Genomic DNA, 20,103 nt, shown 5'->3' with positions numbered 1-20,103 from the left:
TTTTATTTAATCTTTTTTGTCCAGTTACTTGCAAATTCGCACTCTGTATAATCTTCATTTACATTAACATACGTATCATTTATTTTCTCTTTTTGCCACACTTCAATTTCATTGATTTGTTTTTGGCGCAGCGCGAGGTCTTTTATTTTCTCGTAATCGTTAATAAAATCTGCTGGATGCTCATCATATCTATCCGAAACGGTCAAAAATTTAAATGTCTTTTTACCTGTGCGATCTTGGTCAATAAATACTTTTGAAACCTCTCCTTGCTTTAAGTTATATACTTGTGCACTAAGTGTAGGATCCATTTTTGTGAGATCAAAGCGTGTATCCAAGTTTGAAGGATTTACCAACTGCCCACCGTTATTACGAGTAACTAAATCATCTGAATATTGTATAGCAGCATCACGAAAAGAAATGCTATCATTGATTATATTACTCCGAATCAACTCAATTTTATCTTTTGCCGTATCTATAGACTCTTGGGATAATTCTGGAAAGAGAATAATGTGACGAACATCTACTTCTTGACCTCTAATTTTATCCACTTTTAAAATATGAAAACCAAATTCAGTTTCAAATGGTTCAGAAACCTCACCTTCTAATAAGGAAAATGCAACGTCTTTAAATTCTTTTGCATATGGATCTGCTCTTCTAAAGCTAGGAAGTAGTCCTCCTTTACCAGCTGATCCATCTTTAGAATAGAGGACCGCTTTTGTGGCGAAGCTCGCTCCGTTTTCAACAATATCTGTCCTAAACTCATTAAGTTTATCAATTACTTGTTGCTTTGCTTCTTCCGTTATTTCGGGCTCTACAACAATTTGAGCAACCTCAACTTCAGCGCTAAACACGGGTCTTTCGTCTTCTGGTATGGCATAAAAAAACTGCCTAACTTCTTCTGGCGTCACTTCTACATTTTCAACTACGCTTGCCTGCATGCGATTGGCTAGTTCTAGATCTCTTTTTGCATCGAGTAATTCTTTTTTTAACTGCCCCAAATTCTCTTTTCGGTAATAAGAAATCACTTTTTCTTCACTCCCCAATTGTCCTATCATATATTGAACTAATTGATCTACCTGGGGACTCAGTTCAGCATCAGAAACCATAATACTATCAATTTTTGCCTGGTGCAAATAGAGTTTATCTTCCATTAATTTACCTAACAATTGGCAACGAGTAACACCTTCTATGGAAACTCCGTTTTGTTGGAATTCTAAATAGGTCTTATCTATGTCACTATCTAAAACAACGTACTCTCCCACCACCGCTGAGACACCTTCAGCTTTGAATCTTTTAAACGGTTTAATAGAGTCTTTTTCAATTGTAGTTACCGTAACAGCCTGAGGATTTTCTCGCGCAACTCCTGTACTATCCACGGCAATAACTTCTTGGGCTATTGCTGCATATTGGAACAGTAAAACTGTAAAAATTGCTATTTTATTGAAGTGTGTAAATTTCAAAATTCTTGTTTTTAATCGCATCTTTGGTAATATCCTTTTCTAATTTTTTAACCAATTGTAGCTTTTTCTTGTTTAACAAAATCTGCTCTATCGTTGGTTTTATAGTTGTTAACGGCGCCATATCGCCAGGAACTAAAACATCTTCAATTTTCAACAAATATACTCCTAATGAGTCTTGTATTTGGGCGAAAATTTGTTTTTTTAAAAACTTATCCTGATTGATTTGTAATACGGGCAACTGCAATAGTAAAGCCTCTTTTTTAATCCAAACTGAATCATTAAAGTTTGCCGCTTTGAATTTTAAACGCATCTTCACTAAATCTTCTTTGTCCTTAGTATTAAAACGATTTAATTTTTGCTTTGTTTCAACAAAATTTGCAAACTCTTTGTCTACGTGAATAAATCTAAGTTTATATAATTCCTCCTTTAATTTAAAATTGTGCTTGTTTGCAGCGTAAAAAGACTCATATTCTGCATTTGTTATTGTACTATCCATCTGTTTTCCAACGATTGTAGCTTTGTAAGCTTCGGTAAAGAGATCGTTTTTATAATCTGTAACAAGGCGTTCGTATGCTTCAATCTTTTTTGGAGAGAGGTTTATTTGTGCTTGATCTATCAACAATTGCTGGGTTGCCCAGCGAGTGATATAATTACTTACGATACTTGCGCTATCCTCAGGGCTTGTATTTTTAGATATTAAATCAGCAATATCCTTTTGGTATAAATAACTCTTATTTACTCTAGCAATAGGATTTTCAGGAGGCTTTGGCTCGAAAAAATCACAGCTAATAGGCAGTATCGAAACACAAAATATCGCAAGTGTTTTATTCATTATTTGAGTTGCTTTTTAACTTTTTTAAGCGCCTTTTTATTGATTTTAACATCATAAGTATCTCTCAAACTTTGCATCCATTCTTCCTCTATAAAATCTTGATAATCACTAATCACTCTACCTTTAACGTCGTCATATGTTTTTAATCTTGGAGGAATCACTTCGTTAATTTTTAAAACGTAAAACCGATCATTAAAATTTTCTATAGCACTTACGCCAGCTTCAAAAACAACATTTGAAGGAACTTCTCGAGTCCCTTTTTCAAACAAACCTTCAGATAATAATACACGAACATTATCTTTATCATTTAATGTTTCTTTTACTTCTTTAGGAGTTTTATCATCCTTTAAAAGTTGTTGGGCTTTTTCGACATCGATTTTATTAGTGCCTGAAAATATCGCTGCATCTATTCGTTCTTTCCATTTAAAATTAGCACCCATTTTTTGATAATGTTTCTCTAAGCCAATAGTATCCAACTTTGCCTTATCCCAAACATTTTTCTTCATCACATCAAAAATGAGCAACCCATCTCTGTATTCGTTAATTACACCTGCATACTCTTCATTCTCTATTTCAAGCTGCGCCATAAAATACTCTTTAAGCTGCTGTGTTTCAAATTCATCGTACATTGCCTGAACCATAGCACTTACAGTATTGACACTTCGTACACTTTTTTGACGTCCTTCCATGTACTTTGCGAAGACATCATAATAAATAGCAGTGTCTCCTATAGTAAAAAGCACGTTGTTTTGAGAATGTGTCAAAAGCTTGTATTTCCACTTTTTTTGTAAAAGAGAATCCTTTTCCATCCAACTCTCAAAAAATGGAAGATAATCTGTATCCTTAAAACCGTAAGTATCTTTAATCTTTTTGTTTACCGTAGCTGAAACAACTTTCATTCTTCCTCCTTTTTGTACTTTACTAATAATATCTGGTTGTTGCTCTTGGTATGATAGTTTGGGGTGTTTTTCTTCCAAACGAATAATGTGCCAGCCAAAAGAAGATTTTACTGGTTTAGAAATATCACCAGCATTTTGCAAACTATATGCCGCTTCTTCAAACTTGTCTGAACGCAACTGCCCTTTACTAAAACGCTTTAGCTTTCCACCAAAACGACCAGAACCTTTATCATCTGAAAACTGCTTAGCTAGTTCTGCAAAGTCACTACCCTGTTGGGTTAACTGATATAGTTCGTTAATACGCTCTTCAGGATTAAATGTTTGCTCTTTGTTCTTATCTGAAATCATAATGTGAGAAACAGTAATCTCGGCACTACTTTCTCTTCTTTTATTAACCCTTATAATATGATATCCAAAGCTAGTTCTCACTATTTCAGAAACCTCTCCAGCTGGAGTTTTATATGCCATAGACTCAAATGGATATACCATAGAAAAAGCAGTAAACCATCCCAAGGCACCCTCTCTTTCCTTCGCGCCTGGTTCTTCAGAATATTCTTGCACTAATTTTACAAAATCCTCACCAGCCTTAGCGCTGTCATAAGCCTGTTTGATTTTATTGTATGCAACAAGAGTGTCTTGCGGAACAGCATCATAACCTACTCTTATTAAAATATGATTTGCATTTATATCCTCTTGAGAACGTTCATATGCCTCAACGGCTAAATCTTCTGCCACTTTAGTCTCATAAAGATAGTTGCGTGACAATTGGTCGCGATATTTTTTGTATTCTTTTAGGTAGGTAGGGTTTTCATTTAATTTTTGATCGTAAGCTACTGCCACTTTTAATTTATAATCTACAAAAAGATCTAGATAACCGTCAACTGTTTTCTGTGATTCATCTTGAACTAAATCAAGATTCTTGTTGTACACGCTAACAAACTCTTTTGTATAGATAGGTGTGCCGTCGACAGTCATCAATACCTCTTTTTTTGATTGTGCGTACGTACTAAAAAATGCGACTAATAAAATGCTGTAAAGGATATTTTTTTTCATAGTTATGTCCCAAATAGGAATTTTTATTTTAACAAAAAGTGATTTTTCAAGTTCGCAAAAATAAGAAAACAACACCGTTCTGACAACAAGCATGTCTAACGATTTAGAGCGCTATTTAAGTATCTATAAAATAAATTATTATGGTAATTTTGTTTTAAAACAAAATTTAAATTTTTAAAGGAATAAATTATGAGCGAACGCATAAAACTAATTTGGGACTTTAGAGGTCCAAATGCAACTCCAATTGCAACACATCACGTAAAACATCTTGAAGAGTTTTCCATTACTGAAGGCCTAGAAAATACTTTGTGCGCTACCGAAAATATTACTGAAATGCATACAATAGCTTATATGGTAGTTGGAAAAGAACATATGGATGATTTAAGAGAGCGACTAAAACCCAATCGCGGACAAATGTATAACGAAATCTAAGTTGTCGAACATATATGCTCCTATACAAGCACATTCTATATAAATCAAGCCTAATATACCCATTAATGGGTATTGTAGTTTAGCCATATAAATAGTTTTTTTATTGCTAAACATTTATAGATGAAAAAAATATTAAAAATTTCTACTACATTATTGCTTTTTGCGGTAATCCTTTCTTGTTCAGACGATGAAAACCCTGCGGATAATTTTCTTGGAAAACAAGATGTTTTAATAACATTAAATGGCGATTCATTCCCTATGAAAGGGGGCGAGTATTATGAATCAACAAATGAGTCCAATTGTGATATTACAGAAATAAAACACTTAGGTAGTTCAGCAGAGTTTAGTTTTAAGCTTGAAAATTCAACTAATTTTGAACGCTTTAGCTTTAATTATCAAAGCACCTTTAATGGTGATCCGGTAGCATTAGGAGAAACTATTGTAAACCCTTGGTTCTTTGCTTATTCTTTCAAACTTACCAACGAAGATAGTTATTACGTAGGCGCTATGATTGACGGAGAAAGTAATACAGGCAATACCTCTGGTTACCCAGATAACGCAGTATTAGTTACCATTGAAAATGTTTCGCTTGTAATTAACGAAAGAGTTTCAAATGGAAACGAACAAGTAATTGATGGTGTTAGACAGGAATATCCGCTAGAAAAAGTGAGCGGAGTTCTAACCATTGAATTTACGGACGAAGCAGGAGAAAGACAGAATGTGTCTATGGATTTTGATCTTGAAGGAGATAATATCGTTATTGAACCCGATGAAAATATCTTTAGCGATCCTGTTGGCGACGGTAGTGGAGATGGCGGCGGTAGCGGTGGTACTGACTGTGGTAATTTAGTCTATACTGGACCAACAGAAGGGCAAATCATGCAATGGTGCCAAGCTGCTCAGCTATACCAGTGCCTTGGAGCAACAAATGAGCTTATGTATGTTTGTGACGCCTTAGCTGAGTATGGAGGTAGTTGTTCATATTGCAATTAACAATCCTTTACTAACGAAACGCAAAATTAAAGCTTAAAAAAATCTTTAAAAAAACGCCTAATCAAAACCAATTGATTGGGCGTTTCCTATTTCTAAATAGCGTTTTAAATTTAACGACTATAATTAGGCGCTTCCTTTGTAATGGTTACATCGTGTGGATGGCTTTCGTTAATTCCACTTGCGGTAATCTTCACAAATCTTCCTGTTTCCTTTAAAGTTTCAATATCTTTTGATCCACAATATCCCATTCCTGCGCGAAGTCCTCCAATAAACTGGGTCATACTTTCCAACAACTCTCCTTTGTAAGGCACGCGACCCACAATGCCTTCCGGCACTAATTTTTTAATATCATCTTCCACATCCTGAAAATAGCGATCTTTTGACCCTTGTTTCATAGCTTCCACACTACCCATTCCACGGTACGATTTAAACTTTCGCCCTTCGTAGATGATGGTTTCGCCTGGCGACTCTTTTGTTCCTGCTAAAAGCGAACCTAGCATAACACAATCTGCTCCAGCTGCAAGCGCTTTTGGAATATCTCCTGTGTATCTAATTCCTCCATCTGCTATTACTGGCACGCCACTTCCCTTAATTGCTGCAGCAACTTCTAACACTGCTGAAAACTGCGGAAATCCTACACCAGCAACGACTCTCGTAGTACAAATTGAGCCTGGACCAATACCAACTTTTACTGCATCTGCGCCCGCCTCTACAAGGTATTTTGCAGCTTCGGGAGTAGCTATATTTCCAACCACAACATCTAAGTTTGGGAACTTGGCTTTAACTTGTTTGAGTACCGTAACCACTCCTTTGGTATGACCGTGTGCAGTATCTATAATCACTGCATCTACTTCAGATTTCACTAAGGCGGTAGCACGTTCTACAGCGTCTGCCGTAACTCCTAATGCTGCTGCAACGCGCAACCTTCCGAAGGTGTCTTTATTCGCGTTAGGCTTTTGAGTGAGCTTTGTAATGTCTCTAAACGTGATTAAACCAAGTAATTTTCCCTGATCATCAACCACTGGTAATTTTTCAATCTTATATTCTTGCAGAATTAATTCAGCTTCTTTTAAGGAAGTTCCTTTAGCCGTGGTAACCAAATTTTCAGTGGTCATAATGTCACTCAATTTGCGAGCGTAATTTTTCTCAAAACGTAAATCTCTATTGGTTACAATACCAACAAGTATTCCTGCATCGTCAATAATTGGGATTCCACCAATGCTATATTCACGCATAGTACTTTGCGCGTCACCAACGGTATTGTCTTTTTTTAAGGTTACGGGATCTTGAATCATTCCACTTTCTGCGCGTTTTACTTTTCGAACTTCAGCAGCTTGTTGCTCAATGCTCATGTTTTTATGCAATACCCCTATTCCTCCTTCTCGTGCTATTGCGATTGCCATAGCACTTTCGGTCACGGTATCCATAGCTGCAGAAACGATGGGAACGTTTAGGGTAATATTTCTTGAAAATCTTGATTGAATTGATACTTCTCTTGGAAGTACTTCAGAAAAGGCTGGGACTAAAAGAACATCGTCGTAGGTTAATCCTTCTCCTATAATTTTATTATCGTGTGCAGTCATTGCAATTATTTTTACTTTCTGAAGCATATCCTCCCAAGAGGAAAATATTGAAAGTGATTAACATTTAATTGCGTGTAAAAGTACTGTTTTTAATTCAGAACTAGGAATGCCGAATTATGAATTGTGAATTAAAAAAACCACCTCAGGCACTATTTAAAATAATTCTAAATAAGTCTAAAAAAGAATAATGATGAAGAAATTTAAATGCAACGCATTAATTTTAATTTTTAGTACAACTACTATTATCTCTTGTAGTGGTGATGATTACGCTAATACTCCAGAACCAGCCAACCAAATTGTTAAAGCTGATGTACTATTAAATTATGCAGAAGACATAGTGTCACCAAATTACCAAGCTGCAATGGTAGATGCACAATCTCTTGAAAGTGCTATTAATGAATTTGTTAGCAATCCAACACAAACAACTTTTACTGCGGGAAAATCTTCCTAGCGTACGGCAAGAGAAAGCTATGGAACAACTGAAGCCTTTCGTTTTGCAAATGGACCAATTGATAGTGGAGCTACTGAAGGTATCGAGGGGCTTTTAAACTCTTGGCCTCTGGATGAGTCATTTGTTGATTATGTAGAAGGAGCGACAGATTCTGGTATTATTAATAATGTTTCAGAGTTCCCTTCAATTTCTATAGCAATATTAGAAACTACAAATGGCAATGGCGGTGAAGAAAATGTAACCGCAGGCTAACACGTAATCAAATTCCTATTATGGGGGCAAGATAATACAACGCCTTCTGCAAATCATACAGGCAAAGAGCCTTTACAGATTTTGTTGACGGTGGTACCGCTGCAAATCAAGATAGCAGAAGACAATATTTAGCTGTTTGTGCAGATTTATTGACAGATCATTTACAAGTAATGATTGATGAATGGAGCGGTGATTATAGAACCACATTTTTGGCTTTAGAGGAAGACAAAGCATTAGATAATATGACTAGCAGTATTACAGAACTTTCAAGAAGTGAACTTGCTATTGAGCTTATGGCCGTTGCACTTTCTAATCAGGACCAGGAAGATGAGCACTCATGTTTTAGTGATAATACTCACAGAGATATTCGCCTAAAACTTGAAGGAGTTGCGAATGTGTATAATGGTCCTTATAATAACTCTACAGACGCAGCATCTTTAGCAAGTTTAATAACTGAAGCTAAGGCAGTACTTGGGGCAGAATTAAATACCTTGCTAAGTACTGCAATTATACAAACTAACAACACATTAATTCCATTTGATTTAGCCATCGTTAACGGAGCAACAATTACAGAAGGGGCTAAAGAGCAATTAGCAGTGCAAGCATTAGTAGCCTTTGGAAACAAATTACTCGAAGCTCGGGTTGCTCTAGGAATCAATTATATGTTTAATTTTAAACTGAACTCGTCATTATTTCGAGATCAGTTTTTTTTCCATTTAACAATCAAATCAATATTTCAATAAAACCTATTTCTTTCATTCTTAATTCACTGTTGTTTTTTTCTTCTTGTCATACAGACGAGAATATTTATGTAGCACTAGCAGCGGAACAAGGAGAAGAATTTTCTGGAGGTGAAAACACCTCTTTCAATTTTTCCCCAGGAGCTTTTGGTTTTGCTGCGCCTAATCTTTCTTTTGACGAACGTATTACCTTTGGCGTAGGAAATTCCTTTTTTAATCAAAACTGGGTAACAGCCCCGGCATCTAAGAATGCCCGTGATGGATTAGGACCTTTATTTAATGCCCGTAATTGTTCCGCCTGCCATTTTTAATGACGGTCGCGAAAGACCTCCATTATTTAACGGTGAAGAATCTAAAGGACTCCTTGTGAGACTAAACTTAGTACAAACAGATGAAAATAGCGAAAGCCTTGGCGATCCTATTTATGGAAAACAATTTCAAAACAAAGCTATACTCGGCATTCAAGCAGAAGGAAAAACGCTCCATTACGTATACGCCAGTTATTAGTAAATATGCAGATGGTAGTATTGTCACTTTACAAAAACCAACATATCATTTAATTGATTTAGCGTACAGACCGCTCTCAGGAAACGCAAACAAATCACCAAGAATTGCAAATCAAATGATAGGATTGGGATTACTTGACGCCATACCAGAAAGCACCCTAATTGCGCTAGCTGATCCAACAGATACCGACGGAGATGGAGTTTCCTGAAAACCCAATTATGTGTATGATTACGAATCTAATACTATGGCAATAGGAAGGTTTGAGTGGAAAGCGAATCAACCAAATTTAAAACCACAAGTTGCAGCAGCATTTGCAGAAGATTTAGGAATAACATCACCACTATTTGAAAATGAAAACTGCAATCCACAGATACATTGTGAGGAAATTCCTAATGGTGGTTCTCCAGAAATTTCAGATGAAGATTTATTCAGTGTAGCATTTTACTCTTCTACCCCCGCTGTGCCTGCTCGGAGAAATTTTGATGAGCAAGATGTTTTAAAAGGCAAAGCACTCTTTAATGAAATAAACTGTGCCTCCTGCCAAGTACCCAAAATTGAAACGGGCTTCCACATAATAGCCGCACTTTCACATCAAATAATACGTCCTTATATAGATTTACTTTTGCACGATATGGGAGAAAACCTTGCTGACAACTCAAATGATTTCGATGCTAATGAAAAAGAGTGGCGCACGCGACCTCTGCGGGGTATAGGACTTATTGAAACAGTAAACGGTCATACAAATTTGTTGCACGACGGTCGCGCCAGAAATATTGAAGAAGCCATTTTATGGCACGGTGGAGAAGCCACAGCGTCTGCTGAAAAATTTAAAGAACTCTCGCTTAATGAACAAATTAGTATTTTGAAATTCTTAAAATCGTTATGATGTATGAAAATAGTACATTCGTCCTTTTTATTTTTTTTGGGACTGTTTTAAATAGTTGCAGGAATGATGACAGTCAAAATCCTGAAAATATTATTGAACAAGGGAGACGACTTCAAATCACCAATCTTCACGATAATTTTATTATCCTGCAAGTAGACTCTCACTAGATGTTTTCAAAATTATTAAATGAAAAAACATTAGCTTTTAATAATAACCCAACGCTAACTTCATTAAACGAAATTAAGATTGCGTGGACACGAGCATTTTTAGAATGGAAAAAATTAGAAGCATTAAATATTGGCCGTATTCAAGAGAGTTTTATGTATTCATCAATACAACAATGGCCTATTAATACTGCTATTATTGAAAATACAATTAACTCTAGTGTAGAAATTGACACAGATTTTATTGCCAGTATTGGTGCTTTGGGCAAAGGATATTCTTCGATAAAATATTTAAACAAGATAAAGCTACAACTTTAACAACATTCAATACTAGTCCAAATAATGAAAGAAGAAAACAATATCTAGTAGCGCTCACCCAAAACATAGAAACACTCGCTTTAGATATGGTACTTATCTGGCAAAACTTGGAAACATTTTTTAAACCAGAGTTAGGAACTAACGTAAATGGAAGTCAAAATAGAATCATCAATGCCTTTATTGCAAATCTTGAATATATTAAAAATACAAAAAATGAAGAAGCTTTAACTAGCATAGAAATTTCATCTTTAGAAGCTTACCAAAGTCGTCTTTCCACAAACGCTATAACTGCCAATATAGAAGCTTTAAAAAATATTTATACAGGAAATTTCAATGCTGAAAATAGCCTTAGAATTGAAGATTATTTAAGAATTACACTTCAAAATAATGAATGAGCAAATGGTATTACTGAAGCGTTTTTAAACGCACAAAATGCCCTATTAGCGATACCTTCAACGTTAGAAAATAGTATAACAGAAAATCCAGAAGCAATTCTCGCTTTTTGAAACGAACTCTCCACGTTAATTACATTATGCAAAGTCGATCTGGCGAGCGCTGCAAATATTATCATCACATTTAATGATAATGATGGTGATTAAACATAAAAAACATATGACATGACTAATGTACATATTATCTACTCGAACGATTATGGTATCGCCCTTTTCTGGCAAAAAGACAATGTTATGCTCTCTAAAAAGGTGCAGCTAGTTTTTAGGAATACTGGACTCAATTTAAACCATAAAGAAGTAGTTGTTTTCAGTAAAAACATAACAAGCGCACTCACAAAAAATAAATCTTGTCGTGATTGCAAATTAAAGGGAGAATGTAAATCTATATTGTTAAAAACATCCGAGCCACAGGTGAGTTTTGCTATGAGCTTTAAAGAACTAATACCATGAAAGGATTTAGTTCAAGGAACATTATTCACTTTAGAGTTAGCCGAAATAATAAAGAGTCTAAATAATTAGCTTTAAAGTTTTATTTGCAACAACCCATAAAACGTTCTAGGCTGGCTAGGTATAATACCGGGGCCTGGATAGCCTGTTGCACGTCTTGTAAAATAACTATTGTCTAACAAATTGTTAATGCCAGTCTCTAATGTAAACCGCTTGTAGGTATACTGAAAAGATGCGTCTAGAATTCCGTAGGAAGGTATTTCACCCACAATACCGCTTGGGCTAGTAAAATCTCTTGCAGCATTTGAAGCATCTGTAAACTGCTCACTTAAATAGGTGTACTGGAGACTTCCTAAAAGGTTTTTATACCCAAAGCCCATCCCAGTTTTGAAATTTACAAATGGAATAAATTCTACTTTATTACCTTTCACATTATTAAACTCTGAAGAAATATATTCACTTTCAGTAATGGATAAGTTAGAAAAGACATTGAGTTTGTAATCATCCTTTTTAAAAAAAGTTTCGTTGATATTCCAATCAATAAATGACTCTATTCCATAACTTAATGCATCTCCTATATTGCTTCTAAATTGTTCTACTCCTCCGAAATTTCCTGCTCTATTTACAACTCCTAAACGGTCATTATAGCGCAACAAAAAGACACCCATGTCATACTTTAACAACCTTTTAAAACTACCTCTAGCGCCTAAGTCAAAAGTGTATCCATTTTCATCCTTAATATTTTCATCTATCACAATGGAAGGATTGACAATCCTAATATCATCAAAGGTTACAGAGCGATAATTTTGACTCACATTTCCGTAAAACTCTATGCTTTTGGTTGCATCATAACTAATTCCTACTCCAAGTAATAAAAAATTGCGTTCAAAATTTCTGTCTTCTTCAATCGTTTCATTTAAAATAGGATTGCCTGCATTATCAAAATTAATTTGTTTAAAAAATCCGTCAGCATTGGTTTTAATATATTCAAATCGTGCTCCTGGTGTTACCTTTAGGACTTCCGAAATATTAAAAATTTGCTCACCAAATAAAGCGACGTTGGTGTTAGGAAAGGTGTATTTATTTTGACGTCTGTAATTAGGGAATTCATCTAAAGCAAAATTAAAATCGGCATCACTATTATTTGTTCCAGGACCTTGTTCAGACACATTGTTAGACTGATAAAATTTAGCTCCCAAAAGTGCTGTGGTTTGCATATCAAAGAAAGTGTATTCGCTTAGAAATCTACCCTCAGCACCCCAATTCTTAAAAGCGCCTACGATAAGCTCTCTAGGTTCCTCAAGATTGTCTGGTTGAGACACCCTGTTTTCTCTAAAACCAACCGATTTTCTAGAAGCGTCTAAAGCAAAAATATTCAAGCTAATTTTACTTTTTATTGAAAAATCATGTGTGAGTTTTAATGCATACAATTTCCAGTCTACCTTAAACCAATTGCGTGTTCTGTTACTAAAGGTAGGATCTTCTTCAAACTGGGAGTCAGTCAAACCACCTGCTTGCTGGGCTAAATAATTTAAGTATGAAAATTCAAATACTGCCTTGGTTTTTTCTGAAACTTGATACCCCACATGAGCAAAACCCTGAAAAGATTCAAATTGGGAATTGGGTCTAAAGTCATTTCCGTTTTTATAGTTACCGTAGGCATAATAGCTGAGTTTACCTGCGGTTCCACTTACACTATTGAAACTAGTAAACAAATCATAACTCCCTAAAGACTGCCTAGAAATCCATTCTATTTTTTTACTGGGATTGGGTTGTTTCAATTTAAAATTAATGAGCCCACCAAACTGCGTACCAAATTGCAATGAAGCTGCACCACGCACTACTTGGATTTCGTCAATCGCCTCTGCAGGTGGCGTGTAGTAACTTTCTGGATAACCCAGCACGTCTGCGCTAATATCATATCCATTTTGACGGGTATTAAAATTGGCTGTCCTATTAGGATTCAATCCGCGTGCCCCTATATTGAGCTGCAATCCAGCGTCATTATTTTCATAAATATTAAGACCAACCACCTGCGCATATATTTGACGTGCGTTACCACTCGCAAGATTTACGATAAGATTATCCATTACTACAACTTCACTTTTTTTACCCGCATATATGGCAGTCCCTTCTACGTCTTTTAATTGTTTTAAGGCAAATATTTTTTCTTTTCGTGTAATAATCAGTACTTCACTTAAAGACTCTCCTAAGGGTTGCAAATTAAAATTAAGTGTCGTGTTTGCTGCAATTTCCTTTGACATTTCAAACACATCGTAAGCAAAACCAAAAGCAGCAAAATCATAGGTGCCGGTAGGAATATTTTCAAAAACATAAACACCTTGATTGTTTGTTTTTACTGAAGTTCCTAAGGTTACGTTATACACCTCAGCTCCTTGAATAAGCGATTGATCTATCTCTGAAACTATGGTGCCTGACACTGTATATTGCGCTAACGCAGAAATGCTTAGAAATAAAAAAAACAGTATTTTAAAAATATTCACTAACGTGTTTTTGTTTTAATTAAACGTTCAACATCCCCTTCCAGCATCCCCTTCAAAGCGGAGGAGAGAATCCACCCTTTGAGGTGGGTTAGCGAGATGTTAATTAAAATCCTTTTATTACATCTCCAAATGGAAGCAACCAATCCTTAGGGGCAAAACTATCGGTTACTTGCATTAAATCTATCTTAGGATCTACATACCGTTGACTCAATCTACCGTTCAATGCCACATAACTTTCTACAAATACCGCAATATTTTGATGCCCTTGTGCTTCAAAATGATTTCCTAAGAAATGTGCATATTCCAATATAAAATCTGGTTGGGCACTCATTTGTTTTTCCTGAAAAGGCGTTAAAAAATCGCTATTGTTTATGGCGAATTGCTTTCCAGACACAGCATCTTTTAATGTAAACTGAGCATACCCTGCTTTTTCCATTAACATAACGCGCCAGGAAAATCGATAGCCTTCTTCAGTCCAAAACAACTCTCCAGGATAACCTAAATAACGCCAAGGCAAAAGTAATTGGATGCTTAAAAAAACAGCTATAATAACAGGACTAATATTTGAAATAGTTTCGCTTTTTGAAACGGTAGCCAGACCATCCATTTTTGATTTTGAAATTCTAAACAAACGACTAATAAAAGCAAGTATTTTATGATGTAAAGACGCCTCAAAAAAGATGAGTGCACTTACAATCATTACATAAGGAAAAATACCGATGGGAAACAGCACTCTTGTTAACACATGAAACACAACCACTAAGGCAAATGCAAACCAGCGCGTGCGTTTATAGAGCAATAAAAATGGAATTAGTAAATCATAACCAGCGCCTCCATAACTAAAGGCGTAATGCAACCATTCCTGTTGCATTAGATCGCCTATCAATGGAATATCATACTTTGAGGGTAACCATATTTTGAGGGGCATTGCCTCTACTAACCAATCGCTATTGAGTTTTGCTAAACCCGCATAAAAATAGACAATACCAAGCATCACTTTTAAACTACTAATGGTCCATTGTGGAATTGTAAATGAAGATAATTTTTTATTCTTATACCCATCCACGGAAAAATAGCGATGTGCCGGCAAAAAAATCATCATAAAACTCACACAACTCACAAAGTAATAATGGTTGAGATACGTGGTTTTATCCATCAACTCAATATAAGTAAAGCTTAAAAAAAAGATAACAATGGCCAATCTATATTTATAACCCAAGGCCACGCATAAAGCGGAAATCCCACAAACTGCAAACAGCCCATAGGTATAAATACCTAAAGGCTGTGCCCATTCAAAACCGTAATAACTAAAAGAAAAGGAAGGCTGGATATACAATTGATCAATCCACCCATAGGACCAAAACCTAATGACACTAAAAAGCATCATTAGACCAAATAAAATACGAAAGACCGCCAAAGGGGCGGCCTCTACTTGTTTATTACAATATGTAAGAAAAGTGTTGCTCATTAGTCACCGTCAGCGTCTACATAATCTACATCAATGCTTAGTGCTTGCAGCATATCGACCTTGATAAATACCACATTACGTTGCAATTCGTTATAAGCTTCTAACAATTTACTATTATCGTTTTCAATTTGGACAACAAAATTATCATTCAGGGTAATCGCCTCTTCCATAGCCACATTGAACTGCCCATTAATCAAAACACTTAAATCTTCTCCATCCTTAATAGTATTCAAGAAATCTAAATAGTCTTTATATCCTGCTCCTATAGTACTGCTATTAAAATGCTTTCCATTGAAAAAGTCTTGTGTTGTTTTGATGGAAGCCATTAAAAGCTCTTTAGATATGTCACCTTTATAAAGGGCTTCCACATTTTGTGGCAAAGGATCGTTTGAAAAGATACCTGCTGGGATCCCTACCTTTGCTGCACGAAGCGCTTTTTCATAATAAAAAATAAAGTCATTAGTTACTTTATCTACAGATCCATTTACAGAAGAGGCTGTATTAGCTACAAATGATTCTCTAAAACCCCCTGTCCAACTGGCAAGAACCTGCTGTGTTAGAGATTGAATTGATTGTGATACCGCAGTTAATAACGTTTTATAAGCTACGGCATTTGTATTTGTTGTGTAAAAAGCTAATGTTTCTTCATTGGTTTGAGCTAAACCATATAAAAGATAATCTAAAGCAGGAAATCCTTGTGCATCAAACGAAGAGGGTAAATCTAAATTGACATTTCCATTTTCAATAAAATTATTGATTTTTGAAACACTTGTAGGATATGCGTTTAACCTATTTCGATAGCTAATCTCTTCAGCTCTACCAATTTCAAAAATAGACACATTTTGAAAACCCAGATAAGCGGTAAACCAACTGGCCTGAAGCACCTCCAACGTTTCGTTGGTTGGATTATCTACAAACACTTGTGTGGCTACTTCAAGTGCGTTTGTTTCTGTTTCAAAATTTGTAAAAGATGGGATGATAATATTATCACTCCAGTTTAAAAGTATCGCAGCACGATCAAAAGATATGCCTGTCTCTATATTTAAAGGTTCAGCATCATCTTCAGAACAGGCGTACATAAACAAAGTACATAAAGCTACTGCTGTTATTTGTATATAATTTTTCATTTTCATAATGGACTATCTTTTTCAGGGAATTAATTATTTGCTTCTGCTACTGTAAAATCGAACCTTGCCGCTATCGTATTAGAGAGCTCATCTAGTGTTTCAAAAGGAATGTCCCATAAACCATTTGGAGATGTTTCAAGCATTGTTGCCAAATAAGAATTAACTTCCGCTGTAGAAAAATTAGGTTGATTTGTTTCAGGGTTTCGACTAAATTGAAGGCTGTAAACAAAACCATATCCTTCTGAAAGATCGTGAAGCGCTGCTCCTATTTCACCACTGGTAAATCCTATTTTTGCAATTTGCAAATAGTACACCGCTCTAATCCCTATCATTTCAGAAATTTCTTTACGAATGATTTCAACTTGCGTGTTTCTTAACTCATAATTTTTTGCCACAATTGCAGCACGACCTAATGCAAAAGCATTAAATACTCTCTGAGAAGCCCCCGCAAAATCGGGATCTCCTTCTTGGCGTCCTAAATACTTGTTTAAATAATTATCATCATCACCTATAGTTTCTAGTGGATTCGCAGCATTTGGTGCATTTCCAAAAAGATAACCATAACCTTCATCCCATTTGTGTTCCATGGTAGTATAAGGCTTTCCCTCTTCTGTAGTATCGCTATTATTATTTTCAATATTTTGTCCTGCATCTAAGACGGCAGTGCTTAAATAGTTGTTTAACATTTGGTCTGTCATCAAAGCACCCATCAATCCTTTTACAAATGCTTGATCATATTCTAATCCTTTTGCATTGACGTAGCGAGGCGTACTACCTTCAGCAATTTGTCCTGGCACGCCTGGGGTTGCTAATGTTTCCCAAGCAGGAAACACTTCATTAACTTGACCAGCGATAAAAGTTTCAAAATCTTGCTTTATTTGAGCAGATTCCGCAGCATTTGCAGCAAAGAAATCAATAGAAGTTGCTACTTTACTTTTGATATTTTTATTCGAACTGTTAAGTGCATTATTAGAAAAATTTGCAGCACCTTCCTCGTGAGCATACATTGCGTTTAGGGATTCAACAGTGTTGGTTGGCTCAAAAAAGGCAGTTATCATTTCTTCTGCCATCTGTATGCGAGTTGTTTGACCTGAAAACGAAACAGTAGATTCACCATTTCTTGAAAAAGAATAATTTGCAGGGACCTCTACAGTATTTTCTATTGCAACTACAACGGTATCGTCATCATCAGAACAAGAGCCAAAAAGCGTTAGTAAAGAAATGGAGAGTAAAACTGTTTTATTTTTTAAGAGAATCATTGTTTTCTTATTTAGATTTATTATGAATAGTTTATTTTTAAGATGCAAAAATACTAGCTGATTTTAGTTCTGGCAAGCTTATTTAGATTAAATTAAAATAAGAAAGTGAAATATTTATTAAGACACTCATTTACATTGCTTTATAGATGTTAAAATTTGAAAATAAGTGATTTAGTAGAAATTGAAGCGACATTTATACTCAAAAAAAAGTCTTCCCAAGCGTTTTTATTCCTCGTCATAAGTACCATTTGCCCATTGAAGTTGAAGCCGTGTCTCTGCCTTTTATGGTTTAATAAGAAACCCATCTCCTAATCAAATTAGAAGTTCTATTTCTTTAGAATGTTTGATAGAACACGTAGAAATCTCTTTTCATTGCTGTAATTAACTAAACTAACGAATGTGGAGCCATATATCAGAATATACAATCACCTCTTAAAAATAGCAACCCCTTCTTTGATAGTCTCTAGAACTTGAATGTCCTTAATTTCGTCAACCGGCACTTTTAATGGATTCTTATCTAGAATAACCAAATCTGCCAATTTCCCGGGTGCTAACGTACCTTTAGTATCCAACTCAAAATGCTGATAAGCACTCCAATCTGTAATGGATTTTAATGCTTCGTAGGAGCTTAGTTTTTCACCTTCGCCAATGACATTTCCTGATCGCGATATTCTGCTGACTGCCGTCCAAACCGCACGCATTAAATTGGGCAATGCCACAGGAGCATCTGTATGTATTGTGACCTTCAAACCTTTGTTTAGCACCGTTCTTGCGGGACTAATTCTGTTGCCTAATGAGTCCCCAATAATCTCTTTGTGCCAGTCACCCCAGTAAAAAGTAGGTAGCGAGAATAATGAAGCGATAACATCTAAATCTTTAAAAGAGTCTAGTTGTTCATCTCTCACATATTGACCATGAATTAATAGATTTCTCCTATCGTCGTTTCCATATTTTTTAGCTGCTTTAGATATGGTTCGAATCATTTGATTCAAAGCAGCATCACCATTTGCGCAGGTAAGAACTTGCCAATCATTTTTAAATGCTTTTTCATATATCGCTAAAACATCTTTTTCCCGAGATATTGCAGGGTAGCCAACATATCTGTCAACTGCCCCGTGTGGCGCTAGTAAATATGGTTTTGTTCTCCAAGCAGTTCTTCCTTGTGGTGATCCATATAAAGTTAATTTAAGACCTGCTAAGCGATAGCGATTTTCATACTCTTTCTTGTACCATTTGCTTTCCATATGTTGTGCCTAGACATAATCTATATACGATACAATATCTAATTTCCAAAAATCCTTTTCAGCAAATGTTGCTAGCATATCGTGTTGTTCCATGGCGCGTCCTTCTTGCGCTGTGGTATAGCCAAAAGACAAAGCCATTTCTTGGCCTGCAGTCATAAATTATAAAAGTGCTTCTTCTGAAGCTGGTGTGAGTGCTTTTGAGTAATAGGGAATAGCGGCGAATTCTTCTAATACACTGTTTGGTTCTTGACTATTGGGCACGCGTCTAATGATACCACCATCTGGATCTTTAGTTTCGGGTGTAGTGCTCATCATTTCTAATCCTTTTGAGTTTAAGGATGCGAAATGACCTGAGATATGGATAATCATAATAGGGAATTCCATAGTCACTTTATCTAAATCCTCCTTAGTTAAAAACCATTTTTATTCTAAAACAGAATCATCAAAACCTGATCCAAAAACCCAGCCTGTAAGTGCTCTATTTTTAGGTGTATTCCATTCTTTAAGAATCGCTATGAGTGCAGGTATGTTTTTTGCTCCAGCATCTGGCGGCGGTAAGATTTGAGCACCAATAGCTTGGGCAGAAAAGCTCGCAAAAAGTGCATGCCCATCAATAAAACCAGGTAAGAGGGTCTTCCCCTTTGAATCTGTTTTTTTAGGATTGAAATCTTCCCAGACAGCTACTTTAGAAGCATCACCCACAAAAGCAATGTCTCCATCTTTGACGACGACTATTTCAGCATAGCTTGGAACATCGTCCACAATCGTAAGAATATCACCATTATAATACAAGGTAACCTGAGTGCTTTCATCTGAAGTATTTGACTTTTTTTCATTTTTATAGCTGAAGGAGACAACTGCAGGCAAAAAAAGACTTCCAATTTTTTTCATTCCAATTATATTGTTGGTTAGAATTGTAAATATGCCTCAATCTTTCAAAAGCTGGAAACAGCAAGATGTGTTATGTTCTTAGTGCAGGTTCTAAAAGTATTTAGCTCAAGGATTGGTTTGTCTTTAAAAAAACCAAAGAAT

19 protein-coding genes and 3 pseudogenes are annotated in these 20,103 nt (G+C 35.7%); 10 read left to right on the top strand and 12 right to left on the bottom strand.

The features are described 5' to 3' along the window. Positions 1-2: 2 nt before the first annotated feature. From ABXT67_RS10075 to ABXT67_RS10065, 3 genes are read right to left on the bottom strand one after another with little or no spacing between them, the layout of a single operon-like run. Entirely contained in the window at positions 3-1,460 is a 1,458-nt protein-coding gene (locus ABXT67_RS10075) for a peptidylprolyl isomerase (RefSeq protein ID WP_415373880.1), read from the bottom strand. Then, positions 1,438-2,292 carry a peptidyl-prolyl cis-trans isomerase gene (locus ABXT67_RS10070; RefSeq protein WP_415373879.1) on the bottom strand — a complete coding sequence of 285 codons (855 nt, stop codon included), beginning with the start codon at positions 2,290-2,292 and terminating at the stop codon, positions 1,438-1,440. Before ABXT67_RS10070 ends, ABXT67_RS10075 begins: the two co-directional genes overlap by 23 nt. Continuing rightward, positions 2,292-4,244 (bottom strand): peptidylprolyl isomerase, encoded by a 1,953-nt coding sequence (locus tag ABXT67_RS10065; RefSeq protein WP_415373878.1) that lies wholly within the window; start codon positions 4,242-4,244, stop codon positions 2,292-2,294. Before ABXT67_RS10065 ends, ABXT67_RS10070 begins: the two co-directional genes overlap by 1 nt. A gap of 189 nt (positions 4,245-4,433) precedes the next feature. Between ABXT67_RS10065 and ABXT67_RS10060 the strand changes: the two genes are divergently transcribed. Both ABXT67_RS10060 and ABXT67_RS10055 read left to right on the top strand, forming a co-directional pair. Next, positions 4,434-4,676: a hypothetical protein gene (locus tag ABXT67_RS10060; RefSeq protein ID WP_415373877.1), complete on the top strand. Its 243-nt coding sequence runs from the start codon at positions 4,434-4,436 to the stop codon at positions 4,674-4,676. 120 nt (positions 4,677-4,796) lie between these two features. After that, positions 4,797-5,669: a hypothetical protein gene (locus ABXT67_RS10055; RefSeq protein ID WP_415373876.1), complete on the top strand. Its 873-nt coding sequence runs from the start codon at positions 4,797-4,799 to the stop codon at positions 5,667-5,669. Between the two features lie 110 nt (positions 5,670-5,779). On the opposite strand, the gene guaB is transcribed toward ABXT67_RS10055, so the two are convergent. Next, a complete protein-coding gene (gene guaB / locus ABXT67_RS10050) occupies positions 5,780-7,252 on the bottom strand; it encodes an IMP dehydrogenase (RefSeq protein ID WP_415373875.1) in 1,473 nt (490 codons plus the stop codon). 187 nt (positions 7,253-7,439) lie between these two features. On the opposite strand from guaB, the gene ABXT67_RS10045 reads away from it, so the two are divergent. From ABXT67_RS10045 to ABXT67_RS10010, 8 genes and pseudogenes are all read left to right on the top strand, one after another. Further along, positions 7,440-7,703 carry a hypothetical protein gene (locus ABXT67_RS10045; RefSeq protein ID WP_415373874.1) on the top strand — a complete coding sequence of 88 codons (264 nt, stop codon included), beginning with the start codon at positions 7,440-7,442 and terminating at the stop codon, positions 7,701-7,703. Between the two features lie 57 nt (positions 7,704-7,760). Further along, positions 7,761-7,955: a hypothetical protein gene (locus tag ABXT67_RS10040; protein ID WP_415376981.1), complete on the top strand. Its 195-nt coding sequence runs from the start codon at positions 7,761-7,763 to the stop codon at positions 7,953-7,955. 146 nt (positions 7,956-8,101) lie between these two features. Next, positions 8,102-8,698, top strand: a pseudogene (locus ABXT67_RS10035) (imelysin family protein); the annotation flags it as partial. A 29-nt stretch (positions 8,699-8,727) separates the two neighbouring features. Beyond that, positions 8,728-9,006: a di-heme oxidoredictase family protein gene (locus tag ABXT67_RS10030; RefSeq protein ID WP_415373873.1), complete on the top strand. Its 279-nt coding sequence runs from the start codon at positions 8,728-8,730 to the stop codon at positions 9,004-9,006. Between the two features lie 80 nt (positions 9,007-9,086). Next, positions 9,087-10,088: pseudogene (locus ABXT67_RS10025) on the top strand (di-heme oxidoredictase family protein). A 167-nt stretch (positions 10,089-10,255) separates the two neighbouring features. Beyond that, on the top strand, positions 10,256-10,570 hold the full coding sequence (locus tag ABXT67_RS10020; RefSeq protein WP_415373872.1) for an imelysin family protein: 315 nt from the start codon (positions 10,256-10,258) through the stop codon (positions 10,568-10,570). Continuing rightward, positions 10,525-10,965 carry an imelysin family protein gene (locus tag ABXT67_RS10015; RefSeq protein WP_415376979.1) on the top strand — a complete coding sequence of 147 codons (441 nt, stop codon included), beginning with the start codon at positions 10,525-10,527 and terminating at the stop codon, positions 10,963-10,965. The genes ABXT67_RS10020 and ABXT67_RS10015 overlap by 46 nt, the downstream gene beginning before the upstream one ends. A gap of 222 nt (positions 10,966-11,187) precedes the next feature. Next, the gene (locus ABXT67_RS10010) at positions 11,188-11,472 is read left to right on the top strand and encodes a hypothetical protein (protein ID WP_415373871.1); all 285 of its coding nucleotides are present in this window, start codon (positions 11,188-11,190) and stop codon (positions 11,470-11,472) included. Positions 11,473-11,543: 71 nt separating this feature from the next. Here ABXT67_RS10010 and ABXT67_RS10005 read toward each other — a convergent pair whose 3' ends face one another. The 8 genes and pseudogenes from ABXT67_RS10005 to ABXT67_RS09970 form a co-directional block, all read right to left on the bottom strand. Then, a complete protein-coding gene (locus ABXT67_RS10005; RefSeq protein ID WP_415373870.1) occupies positions 11,544-13,973 on the bottom strand; it encodes a TonB-dependent receptor domain-containing protein in 2,430 nt (809 codons plus the stop codon). Positions 13,974-14,076: 103 nt separating this feature from the next. Further along, positions 14,077-15,441, bottom strand: a complete 1,365-nt coding sequence (locus tag ABXT67_RS10000) for an HTTM domain-containing protein (protein ID WP_415373869.1) — start codon at positions 15,439-15,441, stop codon at positions 14,077-14,079. Beyond that, entirely contained in the window at positions 15,441-16,574 is a 1,134-nt protein-coding gene (locus ABXT67_RS09995; RefSeq protein ID WP_415373868.1) for an imelysin family protein, read from the bottom strand. Before ABXT67_RS09995 ends, ABXT67_RS10000 begins: the two co-directional genes overlap by 1 nt. Positions 16,575-16,597: 23 nt before the next feature. Then, positions 16,598-17,827, bottom strand: a complete 1,230-nt coding sequence (locus ABXT67_RS09990; protein WP_415373867.1) for a DUF4856 domain-containing protein — start codon at positions 17,825-17,827, stop codon at positions 16,598-16,600. Between the two features lie 425 nt (positions 17,828-18,252). Beyond that, positions 18,253-19,071, bottom strand: coding sequence for an amidohydrolase (locus tag ABXT67_RS09985; RefSeq protein ID WP_415373866.1), 819 nt, complete (start codon positions 19,069-19,071; stop codon positions 18,253-18,255). Positions 19,072-19,080: 9 nt separating this feature from the next. Beyond that, positions 19,081-19,227, bottom strand: coding sequence for a hypothetical protein (locus ABXT67_RS09980; RefSeq protein ID WP_415373865.1), 147 nt, complete (start codon positions 19,225-19,227; stop codon positions 19,081-19,083). Between the two features lie 3 nt (positions 19,228-19,230). Next, positions 19,231-19,470, bottom strand: a pseudogene (locus ABXT67_RS09975) (amidohydrolase family protein); the annotation flags it as partial. A gap of 24 nt (positions 19,471-19,494) precedes the next feature. Beyond that, positions 19,495-19,962: a hypothetical protein gene (locus tag ABXT67_RS09970; RefSeq protein WP_415373864.1), complete on the bottom strand. Its 468-nt coding sequence runs from the start codon at positions 19,960-19,962 to the stop codon at positions 19,495-19,497. Positions 19,963-20,103 lie beyond the last annotated feature (141 nt).

It is taken from the genome of Patiriisocius sp. Uisw_017, from assembly GCF_047731265.1.
Lineage (GTDB): Bacteria > Bacteroidota > Bacteroidia > Flavobacteriales > Flavobacteriaceae > Patiriisocius.
The sequence above is the reverse complement of the archived record's forward strand: the minus strand, read 5'-3'. Positions and strand labels throughout refer to the sequence as shown.